General features: G+C 70.9%; 27 protein-coding genes. 11 read left to right on the forward strand and 16 right to left on the reverse strand.

Annotated elements, in window-relative coordinates:
* Window position 1: 1 nt before the first annotated feature.
* Entirely contained in the window at window positions 2-1,801 is a 1,800-nt protein-coding gene (locus HD597_RS47305) for an alkyl/aryl-sulfatase (RefSeq protein ID WP_253753329.1), read from the reverse strand.
* Between the two features lie 130 nt (window positions 1,802-1,931).
* On the opposite strand from HD597_RS47305, the gene HD597_RS47310 reads away from it, so the two are divergent.
* Both HD597_RS47310 and HD597_RS47315 read left to right on the forward strand, forming a co-directional pair.
* Window positions 1,932-2,558, forward strand: a complete 627-nt coding sequence (locus HD597_RS47310; protein ID WP_253753330.1) for an HAD family hydrolase — start codon at window positions 1,932-1,934, stop codon at window positions 2,556-2,558.
* Between the two features lie 122 nt (window positions 2,559-2,680).
* Window positions 2,681-3,619: a ribose-phosphate diphosphokinase gene (locus tag HD597_RS47315; RefSeq protein WP_253753331.1), complete on the forward strand. Its 939-nt coding sequence runs from the start codon at window positions 2,681-2,683 to the stop codon at window positions 3,617-3,619.
* On the opposite strand, the gene HD597_RS47320 is transcribed toward HD597_RS47315, so the two are convergent.
* Window positions 3,606-4,421, reverse strand: a complete 816-nt coding sequence (locus HD597_RS47320) for an SDR family NAD(P)-dependent oxidoreductase (protein ID WP_253753333.1) — start codon at window positions 4,419-4,421, stop codon at window positions 3,606-3,608. The genes HD597_RS47315 and HD597_RS47320 overlap by 14 nt on opposite strands.
* Window positions 4,422-4,431: 10 nt before the next feature.
* Between HD597_RS47320 and HD597_RS47325 the strand changes: the two genes are divergently transcribed.
* Together HD597_RS47325 and HD597_RS47330 are read left to right on the forward strand one after the other, a co-directional pair.
* Window positions 4,432-5,160, forward strand: coding sequence for a nucleotidyltransferase domain-containing protein (locus HD597_RS47325; protein WP_253753340.1), 729 nt, complete (start codon window positions 4,432-4,434; stop codon window positions 5,158-5,160).
* Between the two features lie 103 nt (window positions 5,161-5,263).
* Entirely contained in the window at window positions 5,264-5,902 is a 639-nt protein-coding gene (locus HD597_RS47330) for a maleylpyruvate isomerase N-terminal domain-containing protein (protein ID WP_253753342.1), read from the forward strand.
* Window positions 5,903-6,007: 105 nt separating this feature from the next.
* Here the strand turns inward: HD597_RS47330 and HD597_RS47335 are convergent, their stop codons facing one another.
* Window positions 6,008-6,577, reverse strand: a complete 570-nt coding sequence (locus tag HD597_RS47335) for a TetR/AcrR family transcriptional regulator (protein ID WP_253753344.1) — start codon at window positions 6,575-6,577, stop codon at window positions 6,008-6,010.
* A gap of 60 nt (window positions 6,578-6,637) precedes the next feature.
* On the opposite strand from HD597_RS47335, the gene HD597_RS47340 reads away from it, so the two are divergent.
* Window positions 6,638-7,813, forward strand: coding sequence for an FAD-dependent monooxygenase (locus HD597_RS47340; RefSeq protein ID WP_253753346.1), 1,176 nt, complete (start codon window positions 6,638-6,640; stop codon window positions 7,811-7,813).
* Here the strand turns inward: HD597_RS47340 and HD597_RS47345 are convergent.
* The gene (locus tag HD597_RS47345) at window positions 7,794-8,933 is read right to left on the reverse strand and encodes an alpha/beta hydrolase family protein (protein WP_253753348.1); all 1,140 of its coding nucleotides are present in this window, start codon (window positions 8,931-8,933) and stop codon (window positions 7,794-7,796) included. The genes HD597_RS47340 and HD597_RS47345 overlap by 20 nt on opposite strands.
* A 110-nt stretch (window positions 8,934-9,043) precedes the next feature.
* On the opposite strand from HD597_RS47345, the gene HD597_RS47350 reads away from it, so the two are divergent.
* Window positions 9,044-10,354 carry a sensor histidine kinase gene (locus tag HD597_RS47350; RefSeq protein WP_253753350.1) on the forward strand — a complete coding sequence of 437 codons (1,311 nt, stop codon included), beginning with the start codon at window positions 9,044-9,046 and terminating at the stop codon, window positions 10,352-10,354.
* 124 nt (window positions 10,355-10,478) lie between these two features.
* On the forward strand, window positions 10,479-11,126 hold the full coding sequence (locus tag HD597_RS47355; RefSeq protein ID WP_253753352.1) for a response regulator: 648 nt from the start codon (window positions 10,479-10,481) through the stop codon (window positions 11,124-11,126).
* A 217-nt stretch (window positions 11,127-11,343) separates the two neighbouring features.
* Here HD597_RS47355 and HD597_RS47360 read toward each other — a convergent pair whose 3' ends face one another.
* From HD597_RS47360 to HD597_RS47380, 5 genes are read right to left on the reverse strand one after another with little or no spacing between them, the layout of a single operon-like run.
* On the reverse strand, window positions 11,344-12,351 hold the full coding sequence (locus tag HD597_RS47360) for an ABC transporter ATP-binding protein (protein WP_253753354.1): 1,008 nt from the start codon (window positions 12,349-12,351) through the stop codon (window positions 11,344-11,346).
* Window positions 12,348-13,448 (reverse strand): ABC transporter ATP-binding protein, encoded by a 1,101-nt coding sequence (locus HD597_RS47365; RefSeq protein WP_253753356.1) that lies wholly within the window; start codon window positions 13,446-13,448, stop codon window positions 12,348-12,350. Before HD597_RS47365 ends, HD597_RS47360 begins: the two co-directional genes overlap by 4 nt.
* A complete protein-coding gene (locus HD597_RS47370; protein WP_253753358.1) occupies window positions 13,445-14,326 on the reverse strand; it encodes an ABC transporter permease in 882 nt (293 codons plus the stop codon). Before HD597_RS47370 ends, HD597_RS47365 begins: the two co-directional genes overlap by 4 nt.
* Complete coding sequence (locus tag HD597_RS47375; protein WP_253753359.1) at window positions 14,323-15,378, reverse strand: ABC transporter permease; 1,056 nt, start codon at window positions 15,376-15,378, stop codon at window positions 14,323-14,325. The genes HD597_RS47370 and HD597_RS47375 overlap by 4 nt, the downstream gene beginning before the upstream one ends.
* Window positions 15,375-17,048 carry an ABC transporter substrate-binding protein gene (locus HD597_RS47380; protein WP_253753361.1) on the reverse strand — a complete coding sequence of 558 codons (1,674 nt, stop codon included), beginning with the start codon at window positions 17,046-17,048 and terminating at the stop codon, window positions 15,375-15,377. The genes HD597_RS47375 and HD597_RS47380 overlap by 4 nt, the downstream gene beginning before the upstream one ends.
* A gap of 289 nt (window positions 17,049-17,337) precedes the next feature.
* Between HD597_RS47380 and HD597_RS47385 the strand changes: the two genes are divergently transcribed.
* Window positions 17,338-17,694, forward strand: a complete 357-nt coding sequence (locus HD597_RS47385; protein WP_253753363.1) for a ribosomal maturation YjgA family protein — start codon at window positions 17,338-17,340, stop codon at window positions 17,692-17,694.
* On the opposite strand, the gene HD597_RS47390 is transcribed toward HD597_RS47385, so the two are convergent.
* Window positions 17,650-18,483 carry a helix-turn-helix transcriptional regulator gene (locus HD597_RS47390; protein ID WP_253753365.1) on the reverse strand — a complete coding sequence of 278 codons (834 nt, stop codon included), beginning with the start codon at window positions 18,481-18,483 and terminating at the stop codon, window positions 17,650-17,652. The two genes, HD597_RS47385 and HD597_RS47390, sit on opposite strands and share 45 nt — an antisense overlap.
* Window positions 18,484-18,584: 101 nt before the next feature.
* Here HD597_RS47390 and HD597_RS47395 point away from each other — a divergent pair, with 101 nt between their 5' ends.
* A complete protein-coding gene (locus tag HD597_RS47395; RefSeq protein ID WP_253753368.1) occupies window positions 18,585-19,292 on the forward strand; it encodes an SDR family NAD(P)-dependent oxidoreductase in 708 nt (235 codons plus the stop codon).
* Window position 19,293: 1 nt separating this feature from the next.
* Here the strand turns inward: HD597_RS47395 and HD597_RS47400 are convergent, their stop codons facing one another.
* Window positions 19,294-19,557: a heavy-metal-associated domain-containing protein gene (locus HD597_RS47400; protein ID WP_253753370.1), complete on the reverse strand. Its 264-nt coding sequence runs from the start codon at window positions 19,555-19,557 to the stop codon at window positions 19,294-19,296.
* A 112-nt stretch (window positions 19,558-19,669) separates the two neighbouring features.
* Here HD597_RS47400 and HD597_RS47405 point away from each other — a divergent pair, with 112 nt between their 5' ends.
* Together HD597_RS47405 and HD597_RS47410 are read left to right on the forward strand one after the other, a co-directional pair.
* Window positions 19,670-20,212, forward strand: a complete 543-nt coding sequence (locus HD597_RS47405) for a type 1 glutamine amidotransferase domain-containing protein (protein WP_253753371.1) — start codon at window positions 19,670-19,672, stop codon at window positions 20,210-20,212.
* 147 nt (window positions 20,213-20,359) lie between these two features.
* A complete protein-coding gene (locus HD597_RS47410) occupies window positions 20,360-21,889 on the forward strand; it encodes an amino acid permease (RefSeq protein ID WP_253753373.1) in 1,530 nt (509 codons plus the stop codon).
* A 40-nt stretch (window positions 21,890-21,929) separates the two neighbouring features.
* On the opposite strand, the gene HD597_RS47415 is transcribed toward HD597_RS47410, so the two are convergent.
* From HD597_RS47415 to HD597_RS47435, 5 genes are all read right to left on the reverse strand, one after another.
* Window positions 21,930-23,402: an alpha/beta fold hydrolase gene (locus tag HD597_RS47415; RefSeq protein ID WP_253753375.1), complete on the reverse strand. Its 1,473-nt coding sequence runs from the start codon at window positions 23,400-23,402 to the stop codon at window positions 21,930-21,932.
* A 165-nt stretch (window positions 23,403-23,567) separates the two neighbouring features.
* Window positions 23,568-24,203, reverse strand: coding sequence for a lipoyl(octanoyl) transferase LipB (gene lipB, locus HD597_RS47420; RefSeq protein WP_253753376.1), 636 nt, complete (start codon window positions 24,201-24,203; stop codon window positions 23,568-23,570).
* A 130-nt stretch (window positions 24,204-24,333) separates the two neighbouring features.
* Window positions 24,334-24,528 carry a PspC domain-containing protein gene (locus HD597_RS47425; RefSeq protein WP_253753378.1) on the reverse strand — a complete coding sequence of 65 codons (195 nt, stop codon included), beginning with the start codon at window positions 24,526-24,528 and terminating at the stop codon, window positions 24,334-24,336.
* 65 nt (window positions 24,529-24,593) lie between these two features.
* Entirely contained in the window at window positions 24,594-25,109 is a 516-nt protein-coding gene (locus tag HD597_RS47430) for an HAD domain-containing protein (RefSeq protein ID WP_253753380.1), read from the reverse strand.
* Window positions 25,106-26,035 carry an AraC family transcriptional regulator gene (locus HD597_RS47435; RefSeq protein WP_253753381.1) on the reverse strand — a complete coding sequence of 310 codons (930 nt, stop codon included), beginning with the start codon at window positions 26,033-26,035 and terminating at the stop codon, window positions 25,106-25,108. Before HD597_RS47435 ends, HD597_RS47430 begins: the two co-directional genes overlap by 4 nt.
* Between the last annotated feature and the right edge of the window lie 70 nt (window positions 26,036-26,105).

A 26,105-nucleotide genomic window follows, 5' to 3' on the forward strand; every position in this document is an offset into this window, starting at 1 on the left:
GTCAGGCCGTCACGATGGCGAAGTCCGGCACCGGGCGGTCGAGCACCGACACCAGCCGCTGCAGCACCGTCGTGTCGCCCTCGCGCCGCACGCCCTCCACGCCCTTGCCCGCCAGCAGGCCGACGAGCTGCGCCTTGGTGAGCCGCAGCGTGAGGTCCGCGGCCCCGTCGCGCGGGGCCGGCTGCTGGATGAAGGCGCCGTTCGACAGCGTCGTACGGTAGCGCTCCCCCAGGTCGGTCAGGTGCCAGTCGATGGACAGCCGCTCGTGCCAGGCCCGCGGCCCGTCCACGCGCACGGCGATCGAGTCGAAGATCTGCTCCACGGTCAGGGCGGCGAAGAAGTCGGGCGAGGCGGCGTCCAGGGCGGCGGGCACGATGCCGTCGGCCAGCTCCAGCGCGCCCATCAGGTAGCAGTTGCGCCAGGTGGCGTTCTCTGCGCCGTGGCCGAGCCGGGTGTAGACCTCGGCCAGCAGGTCCCGGGCCTCCTTGTTGCCCTCGTCGGCGAAGACCGCGTGGTTGAGGAGCTGCGCGGCGAAGCGCAGGTCGTTCTCGTCGATGTACCGCCTGGCGAACGCGACCACGGCCGCCCCGCCGCCCAGGCACTCGACGTACCGGATCGCGCTCTCCCGCGGCGGGTGCTCCCACAGGTGCGCCGGGTTGCCGTCGAACCAGCCCAGGTAGCGCTGGTAGACGGCCTTGACGTTGTGGACCAGCGAGCCGGAGTAGCCGTGCGTGTGCCAGGCCCGTTCCAGCTCGGGCGGGAGTTGCACGGCCTCGGCGATCTCGCACGCCGTCAGGCCCTTGTTGAGCAGGCGCAGGGTCTGGTCGTGCAGGTAGGCGTACAGGTCGCGCTGCTGGCTGAGAAAGCGCTCCACGCGCTCGGCGCCCCAGGTGGGCCAGTGGTGCGAGGCGAACGCGACGTCGGCGCGGCCGGCGAACAGGGTGATGGCCTCGGTCAGGTACCTGGCCCAGGCGCGTACGTCGCGGACGGCGGCGCCGCGCAGCGGCAGGAGGTTGTGCTGGTTGTGAGTGGCGTTCTCGGCCAGGCAGAGGGCACGCCGGTCGGGGAGCAGGAAGTTCATCTCGGCCGGGGCCTCGGCGCCCGGGGTGAGCTGGAAGACCATCCTGACCCCGTCGATCGTCTCCTCCTGGCCCGTGCGGGCGACCTCGTCCGTGGGCGGGATCAGCGACATGGTGCCGGTCGAGGCGGTCATGCCGAGCCCGGCGCCGATCTGGCCCAGCGGGGAGCGGGGCAGGGCGCGGCCGTACATGTAGACGGCGCGGCGGGTTATGGCGGGGCCGGCGTAGAAGTTCTCGGCCGCCGCGTGCCGCATGAAGCCGGCGGGGGCCAGGATCGGCACGTCGCCGACGGTGACGCCGCGGACGCCGCCGAAGTGGTCGGCGTGGGCGTGGGTGTAGATCACGCCGGTGACGGGGCGGGCGCCGCGGTGGGCCTGGTACAGCTTGAGCGCGGCGGCGGCGCACTCGGTGGAGATGAGCGGGTCGACGACGACGACGCCGCGCTCGCCCTCGATGAGGGTCATGTTCGACAGGTCCAGGCCCCGGATCTGGTAGACGCCGTCCGTGACCTCGTACAGGCCCTGTCTGGAGCAGAGCTGGCCCTGCCTCCAGAGGCTGGGATGGGCGGTGCCGGGGCATTCCTCCTGGAGGAAGTCGTAGGCGTCGTTGTCCCACACGATCCTGCCGTCGACCGTTCTGATCACTGCCGGGCTGAGTTTGGCGAGGAAACCGCGGTCGGCGTCCTCGAAGTCGCCCCTGTCGTGGAAGGGAAGGTCTGCCATGCTCAGCCGCATGCCCGCCTTTTCGGGCAAATAGCTCAATAAAGGCCCTAAATAGGATGAATCTCCGACAAGTGCATGTGGTTGGCTTGGTCCTGAGCTGATCGTCGCAGGGGGATCCATGGAAGTGTGCGTGTTCGACCTCGATGGCGTGCTGGTGGACAGCGAGCCTGTCTGGGAGGAGGTGCGCCGGGCGTTCGTCGCCGATCACGGCGGCACCTGGCAGCCGGACACCCAGTCCAGGCTCATGGGCATGAGCACCGGCGAGTGGGCCGCGTACCTGCATGAGCTCGGCGTCGGGCTGCCGCCGGACGAGATCGCCCGCGGGGTCGTCGAGCAGATGGCCGGGCGGTACCGGGAGGAGGTGCCGCTGATGCCCGGGGCCGTCGAGGTGGTGCGGCGGCTTGCGGGGCGCCTCACGCTTGGGGTGGCCAGCTCGTCCCCGCGCCGGCTGATCGACGTGGTGCTGGAAGCGGCCGGGCTCACGGAGTGCTTCGAGGCCACCGTCTCCACCGAGGAGGTGCCGCGCGGCAAGCCGGCGCCCGACGGGTACCTGGAGGCGGCCCGGCGCATCGGGGTGGACCCGCATGGTTGCGTGGCGGTCGAGGACTCCAGCAACGGGCTGCGTTCGGCGCACGCGGCCGGGATGCGGGTGATCGCCGTGCCGCACCCCCGCTACCCGCCCGCGCCGGACGCGCTCGCGCTGGCCTGGCGCGTCCTGCCCGACCTGGACGCGCTGACCTCCGAGCTCGTCACCTGAGCCCGCCGACCTCGGGGCTCGTCACCCGAGACCGGCCGGCCTCCGAGCTCGTCACCTGAGACGCGCTGGTGCCGGGGCTGGTCTCGTGGAACGTCGGTGGCTCTGGCTACCATGTGGGAATCGTGCGAGACATCACGGTTTTCAGCGGCAGCGCCCACCCCGACCTGGCCGAGGAGATCTGCGCCCACCTGGGCACACCTCTGCACCCCGTTCAGCTCAACCGCTTCGCCAATGACGTGCTCGAAGTGCAGCTCCAGGCCAACTGCCGCGAGCGTGACGTGTTCCTCATCCAGCCGCTCGTGCCGCCCGTGCAGGAGCACCTCGTCGAGCTGCTGCTCATGCTCGACGCCGCCCGTGGCGCCTCCGCCGCCAGGACCACCGTGGTGATGCCTCACTACGCCTACGCCAGAAGCGACAAGAAGGACGCCCCGCGCATCTCGATCGGCGCGCGCCTGGTGGCCGACCTGATGGTGGCCGCGGGCGCCAGCCGCGTGCTGGCCATGACGCTGCACTCGCCGCAGGTGCACGGCTTCTTCAGCGTCCCCGTCGACCACCTGCACGCGCTGCGCGAGCTGGCTGCCCACTTCCGCCGGTACGACCTGTCCAACACGGTCGTCGTCTCCCCCGACCTCGGCAACGCCAAGGAGGCCGCCCACTTCGCCCGCCTGCTCGGCACCGGCGTCGCGATGGGCGCCAAGCAGCGCTTCAGCGACGACCGCGTCGTGATCAGCTCGGTCATCGGCGACGTGGCCGGCAAGGACGTCATCATCCTGGACGACGAGATCGCCAAGGGCAGCACCGTCATCGAGCTGCTCGACCGGCTGCGCGAGCGCGACGTGCGCTCCGTACGGGTGGCGTGCACGCACGGCCTGTTCGCCGGTGGGGCGATCGAGCGGCTCAGCGCGATGCCCGAGGTCCTGGAGATCGTCTGCACCAACACCGTGCCGCCGCCCAAGCCCAGCGACAAGCTCACCGTGCTGTCGATCGCGTCCGCGCTGGCCGAGGCCATGCGCCGGATCCACTACGGCGAGTCGGTGAGCGCCCTGTTCAGTACATCCTGAGGATCTGCCCCGTCACCCGCCGCCCCTGGTGCGAGACGAGGAAGGTGATCACCTCGGCCACGTCCTCAGGCCGCGCGATCTCCTTGAGCACCGCGCTCTCGGTGACCGCCCTGGCCACCTCGTCGTTGATCCAGCCGGTGTCGGTGACGGGCGGGTAGACCATGTTGGCCGTGATGCCGTAGGCGCCCAGCTCGTGGGCGGCCGACATGGTGTAGTTCTCCTGGGCCGCCTTCGCCGCGCCGTACGAGACCTCGGTCGGGAAGCCGTTCGGCCCGCCGGAGGTCAGGCCGATGATGCGGCCCCAGGTCGCGCCGCGTGCCACGTGCCGCGTGGCGAACTCCGAGATCAGCAGCGCGGCCGCCCGCGCGTCCACCGCGAACTGCCTGTCGTGCGTCTCCACGTCCACCATCCGCAAGGAGCGGCCGAAGGCGTCGTGCCCGGCGGGCGCGAAGGTGTCGCCCAGCCCGGCGCTGGCGTTGTTGACCAGGATCTCCACCGGCCCGAACGCCTTCTCGGCCAGGTCGAACAGCAGCTTCGGAGCCTCGGGGTCGGACAGGTCGGCCTCGGCCGACTCCGCGGTGCCGCCCGCCTCGCGGATGCGTCGGACGACGTCGTCGGCCGTGCCCGCCCTGACCCGGTCGAAGGCCTCCGGATAGGCGGGTTCGTTCAGAGGCGCGAGCCGCTTGTACGTCAGGAGGACCGCCACCCCCTCGGCCGCCAGCGCGGTCGCCGTCGCAGCGCCGATGCCGTGATTGGCGCCTGTGATCAGCGCAACCTTTCCTGTCAGCCGCGTATCGATCATAGTTGCCATCATGCACGCAGCCACCGAACGACTGCTAAGGCATTTTCTCGAGAGCATCGAGCCTGCCGTCCCCCTGGTCGCGCTCTGGGCGCACGGCTCGCTCGCGGCGGGCGACTACCAGGAGGGACGCAGCGACCTCGACCTGATCGCGGTGCTCGACTCGCCTGCCACGATGGGCGACTGGCGGCGCATCAAGGCCGTGCACCGCAGGCTCCGCCTGCCGCTGGCCGAGCGGCTGCACTGCTCGTACATGTCCAGGCAGGAGCTGGACGACCTCGGGGCCGAGCACATCACGTGGGCGCACAGCCAGATCTTCCGGCGGCCCGTCACCGCGGTCACGCGGCGCGAGCTGCACAACGGCGCCAGGGTGCTGCACGGGCCGCCGCCCGCCGGCCTGCTGCCGCCGGTGTCGGACGAGGAGCTGGCCCGGTTCGTCCGTACGGACCTGCGCGACTTCTGGCTCGTCAAGGCGCAGGAACGGCGGCGCTGGCTGCAGGACGTCTGGGTCGACCTGGGCATGGTGACCGTCGCCAGGGCCACCGTCACGTTGCGGGAGGGGCGGCTGATCAGCAAGCTGGAGGCGCTGGACGTGCTGGACGAGCTGGGCGCGCCCGAGACGGTGGTCGCCGGCATCCGCGCCCGCCGCTACGGCACGCCCGCGCCGGTGCTGAGCCGGTTCCGGCGGGGGCGGCTGGCCCGGGCGTTCGTCCGGTCGGCGATCAGGCAGGCGCTCGGCTGAGGTTTCCCGGCTCACCAGGAAGAACGGCGACGCGGCGGTGGTTTGTTACGTGCGTAGTGTGCGTTCGCGCCAATCACCACCTGAAACCTGGGAAGGGCGGCAAATGGGGGAGAGCAGGCAGTCCTATCTGGAGGCCGCGGCGTCGGCCGTGTCGCTCCTGCGCCATCCGGCCGTGGCGGCCTCGTGGGACAAGCCGAGCGCGCTGATGGAGTTCAGCGTCGCGGGGCTGGCCGGGCACCTGGCCCACCAGCTCGTCAGGGTCGGCGACGTACTGGCGCCCAACGGGCAGGCCGGGGAGCCCGTCACGCTCATCGAGCACTACTCGCGCTCGCCGTGGGTGCAGGCCGGTCTCGAACACGAGAGCAACCTCAGCGTCCGGCGCGGCGGCGAGGCGGCCGCGGCGGCCGGCCCCGCGGTGCTGGTCGAGCGGGCGCAGGCGCTGTACGAGATGCAGAGCGCGGCGCTGGTCTCCGAGCCGGCCGACCGGGTGGTGCACCTGCCGTGGTCCGGCTGGTCGCTGCGGCTGGACGACTTCCTGCTCACCCGGCTCGTGGAGCTGGTCGTGCACTCCGACGACCTGGCCGCCAGCGTGGGCGTGGAGACTCCCGAGCTGCCCACCTCGGTGATCGATCCGGTGGTGGAGCTGCTGGCCCGGCTGGCGGTGCACCGCCACGGGCCGACGGCGGTCATCCGCACGCTGAGCAGGGCCGAGCGCGCCCCCGCCACGATCAGCGCCTTCTGACGCTCGATCAGCGCCTTCTGACTCCACACGACAAGCCGGACCCCACCGCGAGCCGGCGCCTGCCGGGGAAGGTCGTGGTCGGCGGGTTGCCGGGCCCGCGGGCGTTCAGCTTGTGATCATGCGCAGGGCCGCGGCCACCTCGCGGCCCGACAGCGCGCTGTCCGGGTCGAGCAGCCACTGCGACAGGAACCCGGTCAGCATGGCCTGGTAGAGCGTGCCCGTGAGCCGCTCGCGTTCGGGATCGGTGCCCAGCGTGACGCCCTCGAACAGCTCGGCGAGCCCCAGCCGTGCCTCCCCGATGGCCCGGGTGAGCTGCTCCCGCAGCTCCGGCGCGGCATGGTCGATGTGCCCCAGCAGCTCGAACTGCGTCACCCACAGCGGACGCAGCTTCTCGAACGACTCCACCACCCGGTCCCAGGCCGCCTCGAACCGCTCCAGCGGCGTGGCGTCCGGCCGCACGTCGGCCGACAGGGTCGCGCCCAGCTCCTCGCCCCACTCCTTCATCACCTCGAACAGCGCCTCGTTCATCAGCGCCTCCTTCGACCTGAAGTGGTAACCGATGCCCGCCAGGCTCACGCCGGACGCGGTCGCGATGTCACGGGCGGTCGTGCGCGAGTAACCCTTCTCGATCAAGCACCGCTTCGCCCCCGCCAGCAGATCTTCCCTGTTTCCCATGCCCAGAGGCTAACACATGCGTACTAGACAAGCGTCTGAGACGCATGTACGGTCTCGCTCATGACGAACATCCTCATCTCGGGCGCGAGCATCGCGGGCACGGCGACGGCGTACTGGCTGCGGCGGCACGGCTACACCGTGACCGTCGTCGAGCGAGCCCCCGCCATCCGCACGGGCGGCTACAAGGTGGACGTGCGCGGCGCCGCGCTGGAGGTGATCGAGCGCATGGGCCTGCTGGACGCGGTCCGCGCCAGGGGCACGGACATGCGCGTCGCCACCTACTACGACGCCGCCGGCCGCCCGCTGGCCGCCATGGACGCCGACCTGTTCGGCGGCCGTACGGGCGACGACGCCGAGATCATGCGCGGCGACCTCAACGAGCTGCTGTACGACCTGACCCGCGACGAGGTCGAGTACGTCTTCGGCGACTCCATCACCGGCATCGCCGAGGACGGCGCCGTGACGTTCGAACGCTCCCTGCCCCGCACGTTCGACCTGGTCGTCGGGGCCGACGGCGTGCACTCCAACGTCCGGCGGCTCGCCTTCGGCGACGAGTCCGCCTGCACCCGCGACCTCGGCCACTACATCTCGATCTGCACCGTGCCCAACACGCTCGGCCTCGACCGCGAGGAGGCCGTGCACGCGGCCGTCGGCAGGACCGCCAACGTCTACAGCACCCGGCAGGACACGGCGGCCAAGGCCCTGTTCATGTGGTCGTCGCCGCCGCTGGACCACGACCACCGCGACGTCGACGGCCAGAAGAAGCTGCTCGCGCGGGCCATGGAGGGTGTCGGCTGGCAGGTGCCCGCGCTGCTGGAGGCCGCGCGCGACGCCGAGGACTTCTACTTCGACACGGTCGCCCAGATCCACCTGGACCGCTGGTCGAAGGGCCGGGTCGTGCTGGTGGGCGACGCCGGCTACTGCGCCTCGCCCGCCTCGGGGCAGGGCACCAGCCTGGCGCTCGTGGGCGCGTACGTGCTGGCGGGCGAGCTGGCCACGGGCGGCGGGACGGAGGGGTACGAGCGCGAGCTGCGCCCCTTCGTGGCGGCGAACCAGGCGCTGGGGCCCGCCAACGTCAAAGGCATGGTCATCGGGTCGCGGGCGGCACTGTGGTTCCAGCTCAGGATGATGCGGCTGCTGCCGCGCCTGCCCGGCAGGAACCGGATGATCGAGCGGATCACCGGCCCCATCTTCCGCGCCGCCAACGCCGTCACGCTCAAGGATTATGCACGCTGACCTCCGGATAGTCCTTGACCGGCGTGCGCTTGCCCAGCAGGTGCCGGTCGAGGAAGCCCGCCAGGTGAGCCCGGGTGATCTCCAGCGCCCGCGCCCCGTCGAGCTCCTGCGCCGGCAGCCCCAGCTGCTGCCTGAGCACCGCGTAGTCCACGAACGCCGAGTGGTCGGTGCCCTTCACCGTGATCCAGCGCTTCCAGCCGGTCAGGTTCGGCCACGCCTGCTTCCATGATTCGTCGGTGCCGTCGGGCGTGTGCGACTTCGTCGCCCCGATCAGCATGAACGGCCGCTTGAGCGGCTCTTCCACCCGGAACGTGCCGTCCAGGTTGACCCCGGCCTTGATCCGGCCGTCGGCGAGCATCGTCCGGGCCGCGGAGTAACCGCCGATCGAGTGCCCGACCATGGCGATCCGCGACCGGTCGATCTTCTTGCCCCAGCCGCTCCCGGTCAGCTCGTCGAGCACGAACCGCACGTCCTTCGCCCTGCTCGCGGCGACCTTCGCGTTGTCCTGGCCCTTCACGCAGGCCAGACAGGTGGTGGTGCGGCCGTCGGGGAAGGTGGTGGCGACCGACTCGTACGTGTGCTCCACGGCGGCGACCAGGTAACCCCTGCTCGCGAAGTCCTCGGCCAGCGAGGTCAGGGTGGCGCGCGGGAAGCTGAACCCTGGCGACATCACGACCAGCGGCCGCTTGCCTCCCGCGGCGGCAGCGTTCAGACGGGCGTGTGTCCTGACCGTGGTGAGCGCGTCCTTCCGGGCGACGGGCAGGTCCTTGAGCACCAGCTCCGACTCCTGCCCGGTCAGGTAGGGCGCAGCCTTGCCGGTGGCCTTCTTCGCCGGATACCAGAGCGAGACGAGCAGCTCTCGCCGGTCGGCCTCGGGGTTCCAGGGGTCGGGGCGGCTCTTGTCGACGAGATGCAGGGTCGTCGTGCCGACGGGCTTCGGCCCGGTCGGCTCGGGCAGGTTGAGGCCTGCCCGAGCTCCGGTTCCAGCTCCGGCTCCGGTTCCAGCTCCGGCTCCGGCTTCGGCTCCGGCTCCCGCAGGCACGGCCGCGCGCGCCGCCTGGGCGGGGATGACGGACAGGACGATGAACGACAGGGCTGCCGCGGCAGCGGTGCTTCGCATGGCGACCACGCTGCCGGAAGGGCGGGCCGGAGCGTCCTCCCCGATCGTCGATCCGCACCCCCTACTTTCGTCGTAAGGCCCCTTCCCCGGCGCGCCCCTACGCTGTGACCATGCGGTTCGTACTGCTCGGCGCGGGCATGTTCGCGGCGTCCCTGTTCGTGATGAGCGGGCAGATGGGGGTGCCGTCCGGCCTTCCGCTGCCCGTGCAGGTCGTGATCGCCGCGGTGGCGGGCGTGGCGGCCTGGCACGCGCCGCGGTCCTGGTGGCCGCTGGCCGCCGTCGGCGCCGTCACCTACGCCTGGCTCGTGGTGTGGCCGCCGCTGCTGGTCGCCTCCTACTTCGCGGGCCGCACGCTCGACAGGAGCCGCGGCATCGCCGCCTACATCGCCGCCTGCCTGGTGGTCTGCGGCATCACGGCGGTGGTCGGCGAGGCGCGCGACGGGCTGCAGGAGATGCTGACCGCCAGCCTGGGCAACGCGCTGTTCATGGCGCTGGGCATGATCGGGCTGCCGCTGGCCGTGGGGCTGTGGACGCGGGCCAGGGCCGAGGTGCTGGAGGCCGCCAGGGAGCGGGCGCAGCGGCTCGAACGCGAGCAGGTCATGCGGGCCGAGCAGGCCAGGGCGCAGGAGCGCGCCCGGATCGCCAGGGAGATGCACGACGTCGTCGCCCACCGGGTCTCGCTGATCGTGCTGCACGCGGGGGCGCTGGAGGTGCGGGCCGCCGACGAGGAGACGGCCGAGACCGCCGCCCTGATCGGCGGGATCGGCCGGGAGGCCCTGAGCAACCTGCGCGACGTCCTCGGGGTCCTGCGCGCGCCCCGCACCGAGACCGTGGACGCCGGCTCGCCTTCACGGCCTGGCCTCGGCGGCGGGTTCCAGTCTCAGCCCGACCTCGGCGGGGGCTTGCGACCACAACCCGACCTCGGCGGGGGCTTGCGACCACAACCTGGCCTCAGCGGCGACTACCGACCACGACCTGGCCTCGGCGGCGACTTCCGGCCGCCGTCCGCGCTGGACGACCTCGACTCCGGCTACCGGCCGCAGCCGACGCTCGGCGACCTCGACCGGCTGCTCGACCAGTCCCGCGCCCTGGGCATCGCGGTGACCCGGCACGACGAGGGCGAGCCCCGGCCGGTGGAGGAGACGGTGGAGCGGACGGCGTACCGGGTGATCCAGGAGGCGCTCACGAACGTGCACAAGCATGCGGGCGGCGTGCCCACGGACGTGATGCTCCGGTTCGGGGACGGCGCGCTGGAGGTGGAGGTGCGCAACCAGGCGCCACACGCGCCGCCCGAGGAGCTGCCGGGCGCCGGCTGGGGCCTGGTGGGGCTGCGCGAGCGGGTGGAGCTCCTCGGCGGCTCGCTGCGCACCAGCGCCGAGGAGAGCGGCGGCTTCCTCGTCAGCGCCAGGATCCCGGCATGAGCGTGGCTCTTCGCACGTGGCGCGACCGTGAGCGCGACGCGGCGGTTCGCGAGCGGTACCGCCCTGAGCTCGGCATGCGCGGGCCTTTTGCCTTGGGCGCTGTCGTGAGTGGCGGGAGTGCGGCGTGATCAGGGTGCTCGTGGTGGACGACGAGGCGCTCGTACGGTCGGGGTTGCGGTTGATTCTGGAGGCGGCGGGCGACATCTCGGTGATCGGTGAGGCGCGTGACGGCGCGGAGGCGGTCTCGGCGGTGGGGCGGCTGCGGCCCGAGGTGGTGCTGATGGACGTGCGGATGCCGGTCATGGACGGACTGACCGCCGCCGGCCGCATCCTCCTGGACCCGCAGGCGCCCAAGGTGATCATGCTGACCACGTTCGACGTGGACGAGTACGTGCACGCGGCGCTGCGCCTGGGCGCCGTCGGCTTTCTGCTCAAGGACACCCCGCCGAGGGAGCTGGCCGCCGCCGTGCGCACGGTGGCCGACGGTCAGGCGATGCTCTCCCCGTCCGTCACCAAGCGGGTGATCGCGCAGTACGCCGACCGCGCCCCCTCGCGCGCCGAGGCCGCCCGCAGGCAGCTCGACGGGCTCACCGGCCGGGAGGGAGACGTGATCAAGGCGCTGGCCCGCGGTCTGTCCAACGCCGAGATCGGCCGCGAGCTGCGCCTGACGGAGGCCACGGTGAAGGCGCACGTCAGCCGGGTGCTGGCCAAGCTGGGCCTGGCCAACCGCGTCCAGGCCGCGATCCTGGTCCACGACGCCGACCTCCACTGACCGGCTCGCCGGCCGACGCGATCCACCACCGCCGCCGGCCGACGCGATCCACCACCGCCGCCGGCCGACGCGATGTCTGGGTCCGCTGGTCGGCTGCGCCGGCCGACTGCACCGGCCGACTCCGTATGCCGGCGGCCCCTGGCGAGACGAGGGGAGCAGGCAACCGGGCCCACCGGTCAGCGAACCCACCGGGTCTGCGGAGCAGTGCGTCAGCGGGTCAATGGCCGGTTGTTTCCGCGTAGTAGCAGGCCGCCTGTGCCTCGGGCACCGCGGGCAGGATGTCCAGCGGTTCCGTACGGCACCGCCCGTCCACCCCCGCCTCGGCCGCCTTGCCGGAGGCGAGCACCTGGCAGCGGGCGTGGAAGCGGCAGCCGCCGGGAATCCGGGTCGGGTCCGGCGGCTCGCCGGTCAGCACCACGCGTTCCGGCGACTCGGGCAACACCGACATCAGCGCCTGCGTGTACGGGTGCCGCGGCGCGGTCAGCACCTGCTCCACGGGCCCCGACTCGACGATCCTGCCCAGGTACATCACGGCCACCCGGTCGGCGATGTTCCAGGCCAGGCCCAGGTCGTGGGTGACGACCAGCGCCGACAGCCCCAGCTCGGCGCGCAGCCGCAGCAGCAGGGCCAGGATCTCGCCGCGTACGGAGGCGTCCAGCGAGGCCACCGGCTCGTCGGCGATCAGCACCTTCGGGTTCAGCGCGAGGGCGCCGGCGATGACCACGCGCTGCCGCTGCCCGCCCGACAGCTCGTGCGGGTAGCGCAGGAAGAACCGCTCGGGCGGCCGCAGGCCGGCGTGGGACAGCGCGGTGGCCACGATGTCCTGCTCGTCCCGCAGGCCGTGGATGCGCGGGCCCTCGGCGACGGCCTCGTACACGGTGTGCCTGGGGTTGAGGGAGCCGGTCGGGTCCTGGAGGACGAGCTGCACCTGCCTGCGGTAGGCCTTGAGCGCCTTGGAGCCGTAGCTCAGCGGGTCGCCGTCGTAGCGGACCTCGCCGGAGGTGGGGCGTTCGAGGCCGAGGAGGGTGCGGGCGAGGGTGGTCTTGCCGCAGCCGGACTCGCCGACCAGGGCGACGATCTCGCCCGCGCCGATGGCCAGGTTCACGCCGTCCACGGCGCGGGCGCGGCGGCCTCTGGAGGAGAACTCGACGTGCAGGTCGCGGGCCTCCAGCAGCGTCGGCCGCGTGGTCGCGACCGCCTCCGCGGTGGTCTGCGTCTCGGTCATGAAGCCTCCTCCTCGGCTCCGACAAGCCCGACAGCGCCGGCACTGTCGGCAGCGTCGGCACTGTCGGCAGCGTCGGCAGCGTCGGCACTGTCGGCAGCGTCGGCACTGTCGGCAGCGTCGGCAGCACCGAGTGCCCGGTCAGATCTGACGTGCACGCAGGCCGCCGTACGGCCCGGCCCCGCCGGCCACAGCTCGACGTCCAGCGAGGGGCACTCGTCCAGCGCGACCGGGCAGCGCGGGTGGAACGAGCAGCCGCTCGGCAGGTGCATGGGGTCGGGCGGGTCGCCGCCCAGCCCCTTGGGCGCCATCCGCGAGAGGGGGTCGCCCACGGTCGGGAAGGCCGCGGCCAGCGCCCGGCTGTAGGGGTGCCTGGCCTCGTGGAACACCTCGCCGGACGGCCCGTGCTCGACCACGCGGCCCGCGTACATGACGGCGAGCCGGTCGCACACGTCGGCGAGCACGGACAGGTCGTGCGAGATCATGATGAGCGAGATGCCCTGCTCGGCGACCAGCTCCTTGATCAGGGTGAGCACCTGGGCCTGCACCATCACGTCGAGCGCGGTGGTGGGCTCGTCGGCGATGATCAGCCGGGGCGAGCAGGCCAGCGCCATCGCGATCATCACGCGCTGCCGCTGCCCGCCGGACAGCTCGTGCGGGTAGCTGCGCGACCGCCAGGCGGGCAGGCCGACCTGTTCGAGCAGCTCGGCGACACGTTTGCGGGCGGCGTCCGGCTTGGCCAGGTCGTGCACGAGCAGCGGCTCGGCGATCTGCTCGCCGATCCGGCGCACGGGGTTGAGGCCGTGCTGGGCGCCCTGGAAGACGATCGAGGCCTCGGCCCAGCGGACGGCGCGCAGCCGCCCCCACGTCATGGCCAGCACGTCGTCGCCGTCGAGCAGGATCCGGCCGCCGACGCGCGCGTCGCGCGGCAGGAGCCGGAGCAGCGCCATGGCCAGCGTCGACTTGCCGGAGCCGGACTCGCCGGCGACGCCGAGCGCCATTCCGGAGTCGAGGCTCAGCGACACCCCGCGTACGGCGGGCACCTCGCCCGAGGCGATGCGGTAGGTCACCGACACGTCGTCGAGTTCGAGCAGACTCATGCGGCCCTCCTCAGCCGGGGGTTGAGCACGGCCTCCAGCGCCCGCCCCACGAGGGTGAACGCCATCACGACGACGAGGATGGCCAGACCGGGGATGAGGATGTACCACCACGCGCCCTCGTTGGCGGCGCCGTAGTCGTAGGAGGCGCGCAGCATGGTGCCCCACGAGGTCTTGTTGGAGCTGGCGCCGAGGAAGGCCAGCGTGGACTCGGTGACGATCGCGCTGGCGACCTCCAGCGTGGTGCTGGCCAGCAGCAGCGGCGCCACGTTCGGCAGCACGTGCCGGGTGGTGATGTGCCAGTGCCCGGCGCCGAGCGCCTTGGAACGCTCGATGTACGGCCTGGCCTCGACGGCGAGCGTCTGCGCCCTGATCAGGCGGGCGGTGGACGGCCAGGTGGTGATGCCGATGGCCATGATGATCGTGAACGTGCTCCCGCCCAGAACGGCAGCCAGCACCAGCGCCGTGACCAGCGAGGGCAGCACCAGGAACCAGTCGGTGACCCGCATGAGGGAGGCGCCCAGCCAGCCGCGGAAGTGCCCGGCGGCCACGCCGAAGACCAGGCCGATGACGATGCTGAGCAGCGCCGCGAGGAAGCCGATGAGCAGCGACGTGCGCGAGCCCCACCAGACCATCAGCAGGATCGAGCGGCCGGACTCGTCGGTGCCGAACGGCTCGCTCAGGCTCGGCGCCGCCCACTTCTGGCCGACGCCCCGGACGACGCTGGTCACGTCCTCGCTGATGAACAGCGGCGCCGCCAGCGCGAGCAGCACGGCGACGACGAGCACGGCCAGGCCGATCACGCCGCCGCGGTGGTGGCGGTACTCGGCCCAGAACCGGCTCAGCGCGAGCCGCCTGCGGGCCGTGGAGACACTGGTCACGCCGACCTCACCCTCGGGTCGAGTAGGTGGTAGACCACGTCGGCCAGCGTGTTCATGACGATCACGGCCACGGTGATGAGCAGGAAGGTGCCCTGCATGAGCGTGAAGTCGGGCACCTTGATGGCCTCGTAGAACAACTGCCCGAGACCGGGCCAGGTGTAGATCGTCTCGACGGTGACCGCGCCGCCGACCACGAAGCCGATGCGCATGAAGACCAGCGTCACCGTGGGCAGCAGGGCGTTGGGCACCGCGTGGCGGCGCCGTACGTCGTCGTCGCGCAGCCCCTTGGCGCGGGCGACGGTGACGTAGTCCTGGCTGACCTCCTCGATCAGCGACGAGCGCATGACGAGCAGGTACTGCGCGTAGACCACGGCCACCAGCGTCAGGCACGGCAGCACCATGTGGGAGGCCACGTCCAGCACGTACGCGAACCCGTCGGGAGCGTCCACGCTCTCGATGCCCCGGAACGGGAAGATGCCCGGGATCGGCCCGATGCCGACGCCGAACACCATCATGAGCAGCAACCCGAGCCAGAACGTCGGCATCGACCACAGCAGCAGCGACGCGCCGGTGGACAGGCGGTCGAAGCGGCTGCCGTGCCGCCAGCCGGCCCGCGTGCCCTGCCAGATGCCGAGGCTGACCGCGATCACCAGGCCGGTGCCCGCGAGCAGCAGGGTCGGGCCGAGCCGCTCGCCGATGAGGTCGAGGACGGGCCGCTTGTACTCGTAGGAGGTGCCGAGGTCGAGCCTGAGCGTGTCGCCGACGAAGTCGATGAACTGGTCGAGCAGCGGCTGGTCGAGCCCGAGCCGCCGGCGTTCCATGTCGAGCTGGCTCGGGGTCATGTTGCGGCCCTGCGCCAGGTTGCGCACGGGGTCGCCCGGCAGCAGCCGGAACACGAAGAACGTGCCGACCAGCACCATGGCGATGCTGAACAGCGCCCCACCGGCCTTCGACAGCGCGTACCGCAGCGCGCCTCGGCTGGTGGGGCGCTCGTCACCAGGGCCCGCCGCCTGGACGGCGGCGGGCTCTGCTGCTTCGAGCGGAGTCGTCATTCGCGCTCGTCTGCGGTGCTCTTGCGCCGCCTGGTCAGGAAGAAGGCCGCGGCACCGACGACCACCACGGCGCCCACGATGCCGGCGATGAGGCCGGTGTTGGAGCCACCACCGCTGCTGCCTCCGGCGGCCGCCGTGGCCTTGACGTCCACGGTGTAGAACGGCCAGTAGCCGCTGCCGCCGTACAGCAGACCCTTGTCCTCAGGGATGGGGGTGATGCTGGTGACCTTGTCCTTGCGGTAGCCCTCCAGGTCGTTGGTGTAGTAGATCGCGATGATCGGCGCCTGGGTGTAGAGCCGCTCCTGCATCTGCTTGAGGAGGTCGACGCGCTTGGGGCGGTCGAGCTCCTTGAGCTGGTCCTGGTAGAGCTTCTCGAAGGTGTCGTCGCAGAAGAACGACTCGGTGCCGCCGCCCTCGCCGCCCGGAGCCGGCCTGCGGCTGCACAGGTGGGTGGCCATGACCTCCTCCGGGTCGGGGTTGACCGACCAGCCGCTGATCGCGATGTCGAAGTTGCCGGTGACGCCGGTCTCCTCGGTGAACTTGCTGGACTCCAGCTTCACCGTGGTCAGCGTGATGCCGACCTCCTTGAGGAACGCGGTCAGGTACTCGGCGAGCTTGTCCTCGATCGGCGTTTCCGTGTGGATCGTGAAGCGGAACTCCAGCTTGCGGTCACCGTCGGGCATCGTGCGGACGCCGTCGGAGCCCTTCTTGTAGCCGGCGTCGTCGAGGATCTGGTTGGCCTTGGCGGGGTCGAAGGAGACCTTCTCCTCGCCGGTGGCCTCCCAGAAGAAGTCCTTGTACATCGGCGGCACGATGGAGCCGTCGGCGGGCTTGGCCAGGCCGTTCTGGACCTCGTCGACCAGCTTCTGCTTGTCGATGGCGTAGTGCAGCGCCTGGCGCACCTTGACGTCCTTGAGCGCCGGGTGACCGTCGCCGACCGGCTTGTCGTCGGTGGTGGTGGCGCCGTGGTTGACCTGGAGGTACGCCGCGCGGCGGCCCTGGGTGTTCCACGCCTCGATGTTCGGGTCGTTCTGGATGGCCTCGAACTCCTGCGGGGTCATCCGGCCGAGCAGGTCGATGTCACCCTTCTTCAGGCCGGCGATCGCGGCCTGCGGGTTGTCGTAGAAGATGACCTGCAGCTCGTCGATCTTGGGCTTGCCCCGCCAGTAGTTGGGGTTGGCCTGCAGCTTGACGTACTGGTCCTTCTTGTGCTCGACCGCGATGTACGGCCCGCTGCTGACGGTCGGGTACTTCTCGGCGTCGTAGTTCGCCATGTCCGTGACCGACTCCCAAGCGTGCTTGGGCATGATCGGGACCGGGTTCTCCAGCATGGACGCCTGCGGCGCCTTCAGCTTGATCGTCAGGTCCTGGCCACTGGCGGTGACGCTCTCGAAGTTCTCCACCGCAGGACCGTTGGCGGTCTTGGCGGCCTCGTCGGTCATCATCTTGTTGAACGTCCAGGCCGCGTCGTCGGCCGTGACGGGCTTCCCGTCGGACCACTTGGCGGCGCGGATCTTGAACGTCCACGTGAGCCCGTCCTCGGACGTGGTCCACGACTCGGCCAGGTCGGGGCTGGGCTGCAGCGTCTTGGAGTCGGGCACCGTCAGGTAGCCGTACATCCAGCGGTGGATCGACGTCGAGACCAGGCGGACCGCGAGGAAGGGGTTCATCGAGTCCATGGCCTGCGTCGCGCCGACGCGAAAGACTTTCTTCCCCGCAGCCGGATCTTGGGCAAGGGCGGCCGTGGTGCCCTGACCGGCCACTAATAGCGCGACGCCCAGCGCAGCCAGGCGTGCGAACCATCTCCTCATGAGTGCCTCACCTTCAGGCAGGGGGGTTCCTGTGTAGAGAAAGGCACACCATACGGAGTCCGCATGTCAACGAGGTGCGGAAAATTGTTTCACCTTCGTTTCCTTTGGCGGTGTAAATTTTCAGCGCACTTGGCACTACCGTGAGCTGGTGCCCCGCCTGCCGACCGCCCTAACCTGCGTCGTGATCGTCGCATGCGGGCTCGGCGTGCGCGCGCTCTGGGACGGGCCCGTGCCGAAGTATGCCGGTGACGCGCTCTACACCGCGCTGATCTACGCGCTCCTCGTGCTCGCCCTGCCCAGGGTGCGCCCCTGGGTGGCCGCGGCGGTCTCGGCGGGGCTGAGCTGGGCGATCGAGTTCGCCCAGCTCTGGGAGATCCCCGAGCTCCTGCGGCCGGTGCTGGGCAGCACGTTCAACCCGCCCGACCTGCTCTGGTACGCCGTGGGCGCCGCCGCCTGCTGGCTAGCCCACCATCGACTGCGTGCCGAGGACGCCCAGCAGGGCTAGGCGTTCGGCGTCCTCCGTGCCGGGCTCGGCGGTGTAGATCATGATGCGCAGGTTGCTGCCCGCCACGCTGAGGATGTCGCAGTCCAGCGCCAGCGGGCCCACCTGCGGATGATCGATGACCTTCCGGCCGCCCTCCTGCCGCCCGACGCCCCCCGCGTCCCACAGCTCGGCGAACCGCTCGCTCCTGGCCCGCAGCTCTCCGACCAGCCGCCTGAGCCGCTGGTCGGCCGGATACCGGCCGGCCGTCGCGCGCAGGTCGGCCACCATCATGGCCTCGAACCGGCGCCGCTCCTCCGGCGTGTACCTGACCCGGCCTGCCGGTCCGGCGAAGTTGCGCCACACGCCGTTGCGCTCGTTGCCGCGCCATCCGGACGGGTCGCCCATCAGCGCCGCGTACATGGAGTTGGCCAGGAGCAGCGTCCAGGCCGCGTCGTAGACTCCGACCGGCGTGCCGGCCAGCCGGTCCAGCATCCGGTGCACGCTGGGCGGGATGAACGCGGGCACGGCGCCGGGGCACGGCGGCGCCAGCCCTGCCGTCCTGAACAGGTACGCCCGCTCGTCCGCCGACAGCCGTAGCGCCCGGGCCAGCGCCTCGACGACCTGCGGTGACGGGTTTGCGGCCCGGCCCTGTTCGAGCCGGGTGACGTAGTCGGCGGAGATCCCGGCGAGCAGCGCCAGCTCCTCGCGGCGCAGCCCGGCCGCGCGCCGGTGCCCGCCGGCGGCCAGCCCCACCGTCTCCGGCGTCACGCGGTCACGCCAGCGCCGCACCGCCTGCCCGAACTCCCTCATGTCCCCAGTCTGCCCCGCCCGTCCGGGATGTTCCTGGCACTGTCAGTCCCAGGAAAACCGGACGAATGGCTACTCCCGGAGCTCCGCCGCACGCTGGAGACATGACCACGACACTGATCACCGGAGCCAACAAGGGGCTCGGCTACGAGACCGCCCGCCGCCTCGTCGAGGCCGGTCACACCGTCTATCTCGGCAGCCGCGACGCCGGGCGCGGCCGGGAGGCCGCCGACCGGCTCGGCGCGCGGCTCGTCGTCCTGGACGTCACCGACGATGCCTCCGTGGCCGCCGCGGCGCGGGCCGTCGGGGCGGACGGCGGGCTGGACGTGCTGATCAACAACGCCGGCGTGGAGGGGCGGACGGCGGACGGCGCCGTGATCGGCGCCGCGGACGTGACGCCCGGCGACCTGCGTGCCGTCTTCGAGACGAACGTCTTCGGCCTGGTCCGCGTCACGCACGCCTTCCTGCCCCTGCTGCTGCGCTCCCCCGCCCCCGTCGTGGTGAACCTCAGCAGCGGCCTGGCCTCGATGGCCGGGGTCACCGCCGAGGGCACCCCGGCGTACGCCTACCCGGGGGTGGCGTACCCGGCCTCCAAGGCGGCGGTGAACATGGTCACCGTGCAGTACGCGAAGGCGTTCCCCGCCATGCGCGTCAACGCCGTGGAGCCGGGCTTCACCAAGACGGACCTGAACCACAACACCGGCGTCCAGACCGTCGAGGAGGGCGCCGAGATCATCGTCAGGATGGCCCAGGTCGCCCCCGACGGCCCCACCGGCGGCTACCTCGACGCCAACGGGCCGCTGCCCTGGTGAGCTAGTGGCAGCCGCCGCTGCCGCAGCACGACCCGCCGGCCTGGGGCAGCAGGTCCACCTTGCCGCCCAGCTCGTAACCGGCCTCGACCACCGCGGCGTCGATCAGCGCGACATCGACGGGCGCCGCGCTGGTCACGGTCACCGCCCCGTTCGCCAGATCGACCTCGACCCCGCTCACGCCGCTCACCTTGCCGACCTCCTCGGTCACGGCACTCACGCAGTGGCCGCACGTCATGCCGTCCACCTGGTACGTCGCGACAGTCATGGTCACACTCCTCACTCTCGTCCCTCCTGACTGCCAATATACCCCCTAGGGGTAAAGACGCATACATCCGGCGGTCACGGAAAGGGGGGTGGAAACAAGGGAGGGCAGTCACATGCTGGACGGCAAGACCATCGCTTTCCTGGTCGCTCCCGAGGGAGTCGAGCAGGTGGAGCTCACGGAACCGTGGAAGGCGGTCAAGCAGGCCGGCGGCACGCCCCGGCTCGTCTCGACCGCCCCGGGCCAGGTCCAGGGGTTCAATCACCTGGACAAGGCCGACACCTTCGCCGTGGACGACACGGTGGACGACGTGGACGCGGCCGCCTTCGACGGCCTCGTCCTGCCAGGCGGCGTCGCGAACCCCGACTTCCTGCGCACGGTGCCGCAGGCGGTGCGGTTCGCCCGGGCCTTCTTCGACTCGGGCAAGCCGGTGGCCGCCATCTGCCACGCGCCGTGGACGCTGATCGAGGCGGACGTCGTACGCGGCCGGACCCTGACGTCCTGGCCCAGCCTGCAGACCGACCTGCGCAACGCCGGGGCGACCTGGGTGGACAAGGAGGTCATGGTCTGCACCGAAGGCCCGAACACACTGGTCACCAGCCGCAAGCCGGACGACCTCAAGGCCTTCTGCCAGGCGGCCACGGACGCCTTCTCCTGACCCCGCCGCTGGTCCCCCCGCCCGGCGGGGGGACCACCATCCCGCCTGACGAGATCGAAACCCTCCTGTAACGGCTTGTCCCCTGGAAAGAAATGGTCTAGACGTAGACCAAAAGGAGCGTCCTCCGCGCCCCCCAGGGAGACCTCAATGACCACTGAAGAGGATTCCAGGCGACTGGCCGAGCTCGGCTACAAGCAGGAGCTGGCACGCACCTGGAGCGGTTTCTCGAACTTCGCCATCTCCTTCTCGATCATCTCCATCCTCGCCGGCTGCTTCACGACCTTCGGACAGGCGTGGAACAACGGCGGCCCCATCGCCATCTCCTGGGGCTGGCCGCTGATCTCCCTGTTCATCCTGATCATCGGTTTCTGCATGTCGGAGCTGGTGTCGGCGTACCCGACGGCCGGCGGCATCTACTGGTGGGCCGCCAAGCTGGGCAAGCCGATCCACGGCTGGTTCACCGGCTGGCTCAACCTCATCGGCCTCATCGCCGTCACCGCGTCGGTCGACTACGGCTGTGCCACGTTCCTCAACATCACCCTGAACCGCCTGACCGGCGGCGCCTGGGAGGCCACCCTGCCCCAGGCGTTCCTCCTCTTCGTGATCGTCCTCGCGCTGCACGCGCTGATCAACATCTACAGCCACAAGCTGATCTCGCTGCTGCAGAACGTCTCCGTCTGGTGGCACGTGGCGGGCGCCGCGATCGTCGTCGCCATCCTGATCTTCGCCCCGGCCAGTCACCAGTCGGCCGACTTCGTCTTCTTCGGCACCAACAACAATTCGGGCTTCGGCGACAGCTCGGAGGGGCTGCCCTTCTGGCTGTACGTGCTGCCGCTCGGCTTCCTGCTCACCCAGTACACGATCACCGGCTTCGACGCCTGCGCGCACGTGTCGGAGGAGACCCAGGGCGCGGCCAGGAGCGCGGCCCGCGGCCTGTGGCAGTCGATCTTCTACTCGGCCATCGGCGGCTGGATCCTGCTGCTGTCGTTCCTGTTCGCCGCCACGAACGTGGACGAGCTCAACAAACAGGCCGGCTTCGTCGGCGCCATCTTCGAGACGGCGCTGTCCTCCCCGCTCGCCACGGCCATCTTCGCGATCTCCACGATCGGCCAGTTCTTCTGCGGGATGAGCTGCGTGACCTCGATGTCGCGGATGACCTACGCGTTCTCGCGCGACGGCGCGGTGCCCGGCTGGCGTCTGTGGTCGAAGGTGGACCGCAACCGCACCCCGGTCAACGCGATCATCGCCGGCTGCGTCGCCGCCGCCCTGATCACCCTGCCCGCCCTCTACGCCCCTCCCGGCCTGACCACGCCGGTCGCCTTCTACGCCGTCGTGTCCATCGCCGTCATCGGGCTCTACCTGGCCTTCCTCATCCCGATCTGGCTGCGCCTGCGCATGGGCGACGCCTTCCAGCCCGGCCCGTGGACGCTGGGCAAGAAGTACAAGGCACTGTGCTGGATCGCCTGCGTCGAGATCGTGATCGTCTCGATCTACTTCATCATGCCGTTCTCGCCGGCCGGCGTGCCCGGCAGCGCCGACTTCACCTGGACGTCGGTCAACTACGCGCCGATCGCCGTCGGGGTGGTGCTGGTCGGGATCGCGCTGTGGTGGGCCCTGTCGGCCCGCCACTGGTTCACGGGACCCCGCCGAACGGTCGACGAGGTCCCCACCGCGTGAGGAAACCGATGGGTACGGCGCGACGCCGTACCCATCGGGCCTACCAGGAGAGCCTGTCCGTCGGCCAGGCCGGCGTCGTGCTCCTGAGCTTGAGCGTCTCCTCAGGCGTGCCCACGGCGCAGCGCGTGCCGTGCGCGGGCACCTTCAGCGAGATCAGGTACTCGTCGAAGATGTCCGTCTGGCACTTGTCCTTGCCGTAGATGCGGTGACCCCAGCCCTCGTACGTGAGCAGCACCGCCTTGGAGCCGAGCTGGCGGGCGGCGTTGGCCGACCAGATCCACGGCGTGGCCGGGTCGTGCAGCGAGTTGCCGAGCAGGATCGGGGCCTCGCCCGTGTACCTGAGCTCGTGCGGCGGGTTGGTGGTCGGGTAGTTCATGCAGATCGGCAGGTCGTCGATCGGGTACGGGTGGTACCGCGTGTCCGGCGCCAGCTTGTTGGACACCTTCATGAGCGCCGCGTACTCGGTGTAGTTGCGCACCTTGAGGTTGTAGTCCTGGCAGAGGATCGCGGTCGGCAGGTACGCCACGTCCCCCTCGACCGGACCGCGGCCGGGCAGCGGGGGCACCCAGCCCGGCTCGGGGCCGCCGTTCAGCCAGTTGATCGTCTGGCTCAGCGTCTGCCAGTCGGGCCCCTCGTTGCCCAGCGCGGCGTTGTAGATGACCTGCAGCTCGGTCATCTTCGTGCCGGTGCTCGGGTAGACGAGCTCGCCGCGCCGCGCCTTGTCCAGCAGGCCCTTCCAGATGGCCCGGATGTCCTGGCCGTGCAGGACGCAGCCCGGGTCCTGGTCGCACCAGCCGACGAACTGGTCGAAGGCGTCCTCGACGGCGATCGCCTCGGTGGACAGGAAGCCGGCGACGCCGAGGCTGTGGTCCATGTTGCTGTCGAGGCCGAGTGCCCGGACGCGGTCCGGGAACAGCTCGGCGTACATCTGGCCGATCAGCGTGCCGTAGGAGATGCCGTAGTAGGTCAGCTTCTCCTCGCCGAGTGCGGCGCGCAGCGCGTCCATGTCACGGGCCACGTCCTTGGAGTCGACGTGGTCGTACAGCGGGCCGGTGCGCTCGCGGCAGTCGGCGTGCAGCTTCTTGGTGAAGGTGTTCCAGGCGTCGAAGTCGGCCTGGCTCTTCATGACGGTGTGCGGCATCTGGTTGTACACCGACGCCGAGCAGATCACCGGGTTGCTGCGCCCCACGCCCCGAGGGTCGAACCCGACGATGTCGAACCGCTTCTGCAGCTCATCGGTGAACCAGGTGGCGCCGTACGCGGCCTCCACGCCGGACCCGCCGGGGCCGCCCGGGTTGATCACGAGCGAGCCGATGCGGGAGGCCGGGTCGGTGGCCTTGCGCCGGGCGACGGCGATGTCCACGGTCGGCCCGTCGGGCTTGGACCAGTCGATCGGGACGGTCAGCTTGCCGCACTCGGCGGTGGGCTCCTCCTCGCAGGGCGCCCAGGTGATCGTTGGTGCCGTCTCCGCCGTCTCCGCGGCGGCGGGCGAGACGGACGACAGCGTCGCCATCGCCATTAAAGCGGCAGCGAGCAGGGAAAACCTTCTTCGCACAGTGCTCCAATCTTCAGTCGATCCCTCCGTCGGGGCGTGCGACCAAGATTGGATCATTGCCTATGCGCAGGCAGGAAAGGGGAGGAATGACAAGATTTCCTCCTTGAGGATGACCTCCGCCTGTCAGGCGGCCTCGAACGCCTCGGCCACGGCCACGCGCACCTCGTCCATGGCGGTGGCGCCCAGCTCGCGCTTGAGTGAGGTCATGTCGACGTCGGGCATCCCGCAGGCCACGGCCCAGTCCCAAGGCGTCAGGTCGCCGTCGACGTTGAGCGCGAACCCGTGGCTGGTGACGCCCCGGCTCTGCCGCATCCCGATCGAAATGATCTTGCGCCCGGTCTCGGCCGTCCAGACCCCGGTCAGCAGCTCGGAGCCCGGCGGCGTGTCACGCCGCTCGGCCGGCAGGCCCAGCTTGCCCAGCGCCTCGACCAGCCTCAGCTCCACCTCGCGCACGTAGTCGACGATGCCCTCGCTCTCGCCCAGCTTGACGACGAGGTAGCCGACGAGCTGCCCGGGACCGTGGTAGGTGAGCTGACCGCCGCGCCCGGTCTCGACGACGGGGATGCCGCGCGTGGGGTCGGGCAGGTGGGAGACCGGGGTGCGGCGCCCGACGGTGTAGACGGACGGGTGGCTCAGCAGCCAGAGCGTGTCCGGCCGCTCGTCCCGTTGGCGCTGCCCGACGAAGTCGGTCATGCGCTCCATCGCCTGGTCGTAATCGACGAGCTCATCCTGGATGAGCGTCAGCGGCCTTGCCCTCATGCTTCGAGGATATGCCGCCGTCCGGACACACCGGCACGTGCCCTTCCGGCCTCACTCACTGGTGCGAGGGGCGCGGCTCGCGCCGCCGGCGCAGGGGGCGCCGCGGCGCCCCCTGCCGCGCCCCGGGGGGTCAGGCCGCCGTGCGGTAACCCTTCGGCTCTTCCGGGACGAGGATCCACATCACGACGTAGACCACCCAGAGCGGCCCCGGGATGAGCGACAGCAGCAGCCAGAGGATTCGTACGAGGGTGGGCGGCAGGCCCATCTTGTCGGCGAGCCCGCCGCAGACGCCTGCGATGATCCGGTGCTCACGAGAGCGGTACATGCTGTTCCTCCGTGTGGTTTTCGCGACCTATCTGGGAAACGGACAGCGTGGCCGCAAGACTCCCGTCAGGAACCCTGAGAAAACCCTGTAAGGGTCAGCCATTCATGTGCCATGCCCAGATGTCGGCTGGTCAGTCCCTGCCTGGGATCCACGTGGATGAGCAGGAAGTCCGCCAGACCCTGATGGACCCTGAGGTACTCCTCGTCCTCCGCCCACACCTGGTCGTCGAACCAGACGAACGGCCGCTGCCCCGCGTACGCCGCCACGTGCGGCGTCTTGAACATCTCCCCGTGCTCGCTCGCGGGCGCGCCGGAGGAGGAGCCCAGCGTGATGACGGGCAGCGACGGCAGGCCGATCCGGGGAGCGATCCAGTCGTTGGCGTGGTGCTCCCAGGTGGTGGCCCAGACCAGCTCGGAGCCGGTGACCAGGGCGAGCTCCAGCAGGCGGCGGCCGTGGCGGGGGTTGAGGTGCACGGTGTAGACGTCATCGCCGATCGTGCAGCGGTAGCGGCGGAAGTCGGGCGCGGGGCGGCCCATGGGGTTGAGCACGCCGTCCACGTCCAGCAGGAGCAGGGGTTTCACTTGACCCCCGCCGCCGTCGCCGCCCGGTGTTCCTGCGGGCTGACGCCGCGCACCCGCTTGAAGGCCGCGCTGAGCGCGAACGGGCTGCCGTACCCGACCTTCCTGGCCACCGAGCCGATCGTGGCGTCCGGCTCGCGCAGCAGGTCGGCGGCCAGGGCCAGACGCCAGTCGGTGAGGAACGACATCGGCGGCTCGCCGACCAGCTCGGTGAAGCGCCTGGCCAGCGCGGCCCTGGAGACGCCCACCTCGGCGGCCAGCAGGGCCACCGTCCACGGGTGGGCCGGGTTGTTGTGCAGCATGCGCATGGCCCTGCCCACCACCGGGTCGCTCATCGCGCGGTACCAGGCGGGCGCCTCGTGCGTGGCGAAGTGGGCCCGCAGGACGGCGATGAGCAGCAGGTCGAGCAGCCGGTCGAGGACCGCCTCCTGCCCCGGCTCGTCCTTGACGATCTCCGCGCCGAGCAGCGAGATGATCGGGTCGCCCGCCTGCACGATGAGCTGGGGCAGCGCTTCGAGCAGCCGCCTGCTGACCTCGCCCTCCAGGTTGTAGGTGCCGGTGAGCAGCACGGTGGCGCCGTCGGCGCTGTTGCCCCACGTACGCAGCCCCAGGTCGAGGGTCTGGTAGAGGACCTCGCCGTCGAGCGTGGTGCAGTGCTGGCCGGGGTGGATGACGACCTGCGGCTTGGTGCCGGGGTCGTCGGCCACCGTGTACGGCTCCGGCCCGCGCGCGATGGCCACCTGCCCGGGCTCCAGCCGTACGGGCTCGCCGTCGTCGAACATGACCCACGACTCGCCCCGCACCTGCGCGATCACCGACAGCGGGGCCTCGTCCTGGATGCGCAGCGACCAGGGCGGATCAAGGAGGGAGCGGAGCAGGAAGGCGCCGTGGGCTCTCGGGCCGTCGAGTAGCGCCGCGAGCTGGTCCATGCCTAGACGATCGCATATGGGATTGCGCTTCTCAACCATGGAGAGTCTTATCGGTATCGGGGCTTACTAG

The organism is Nonomuraea thailandensis (assembly GCF_024172165.1).
In the GTDB taxonomy this organism is placed as follows: Bacteria; Actinomycetota; Actinomycetes; order Streptosporangiales; family Streptosporangiaceae; genus Nonomuraea; species Nonomuraea thailandensis.

Excerpts from the sequence above, each read along its gene's own strand:
- HD597_RS47305 (WP_253753329.1), bottom strand. The coding sequence starts at position 1,801 with ATGGCAGACCTTCCCTTCCACGACAGGGGCGACTTCGAGGACGCCGAC.
- HD597_RS47320 (WP_253753333.1), bottom strand. The coding sequence starts at position 4,421 with ATGATCGATACGCGGCTGACAGGAAAGGTTGCGCTGATCACAGGCGCC.
- HD597_RS47325 (WP_253753340.1), top strand. The coding sequence starts at position 4,432 with ATGCACGCAGCCACCGAACGACTGCTAAGGCATTTTCTCGAGAGCATC.
- HD597_RS47330 (WP_253753342.1), top strand. The coding sequence starts at position 5,264 with ATGGGGGAGAGCAGGCAGTCCTATCTGGAGGCCGCGGCGTCGGCCGTG.
- HD597_RS47335 (WP_253753344.1), bottom strand. The coding sequence starts at position 6,577 with ATGGGAAACAGGGAAGATCTGCTGGCGGGGGCGAAGCGGTGCTTGATC.
- HD597_RS47340 (WP_253753346.1), top strand. The coding sequence starts at position 6,638 with ATGACGAACATCCTCATCTCGGGCGCGAGCATCGCGGGCACGGCGACG.
- HD597_RS47345 (WP_253753348.1), bottom strand. The coding sequence starts at position 8,933 with ATGCGAAGCACCGCTGCCGCGGCAGCCCTGTCGTTCATCGTCCTGTCC.
- HD597_RS47350 (WP_253753350.1), top strand. The coding sequence starts at position 9,044 with ATGCGGTTCGTACTGCTCGGCGCGGGCATGTTCGCGGCGTCCCTGTTC.
- HD597_RS47360 (WP_253753354.1), bottom strand. The coding sequence starts at position 12,351 with ATGACCGAGACGCAGACCACCGCGGAGGCGGTCGCGACCACGCGGCCG.
- HD597_RS47365 (WP_253753356.1), bottom strand. The coding sequence starts at position 13,448 with ATGAGTCTGCTCGAACTCGACGACGTGTCGGTGACCTACCGCATCGCC.
- HD597_RS47375 (WP_253753359.1), bottom strand. The coding sequence starts at position 15,378 with ATGACGACTCCGCTCGAAGCAGCAGAGCCCGCCGCCGTCCAGGCGGCG.
- HD597_RS47380 (WP_253753361.1), bottom strand. The coding sequence starts at position 17,048 with ATGAACCCCTTCCTCGCGGTCCGCCTGGTCTCGACGTCGATCCACCGC.
- HD597_RS47390 (WP_253753365.1), bottom strand. The coding sequence starts at position 18,483 with ATGAGGGAGTTCGGGCAGGCGGTGCGGCGCTGGCGTGACCGCGTGACG.
- HD597_RS47395 (WP_253753368.1), top strand. The coding sequence starts at position 18,585 with ATGACCACGACACTGATCACCGGAGCCAACAAGGGGCTCGGCTACGAG.
- HD597_RS47400 (WP_253753370.1), bottom strand. The coding sequence starts at position 19,557 with ATGACTGTCGCGACGTACCAGGTGGACGGCATGACGTGCGGCCACTGC.
- HD597_RS47405 (WP_253753371.1), top strand. The coding sequence starts at position 19,670 with ATGCTGGACGGCAAGACCATCGCTTTCCTGGTCGCTCCCGAGGGAGTC.
- HD597_RS47410 (WP_253753373.1), top strand. The coding sequence starts at position 20,360 with ATGACCACTGAAGAGGATTCCAGGCGACTGGCCGAGCTCGGCTACAAG.
- HD597_RS47415 (WP_253753375.1), bottom strand. The coding sequence starts at position 23,402 with ATGGCGACGCTGTCGTCCGTCTCGCCCGCCGCCGCGGAGACGGCGGAG.
- lipB (WP_253753376.1), bottom strand. The coding sequence starts at position 24,203 with ATGAGGGCAAGGCCGCTGACGCTCATCCAGGATGAGCTCGTCGATTAC.
- HD597_RS47425 (WP_253753378.1), bottom strand. The coding sequence starts at position 24,528 with ATGTACCGCTCTCGTGAGCACCGGATCATCGCAGGCGTCTGCGGCGGG.
- HD597_RS47435 (WP_253753381.1), bottom strand. The coding sequence starts at position 26,035 with ATGGACCAGCTCGCGGCGCTACTCGACGGCCCGAGAGCCCACGGCGCC.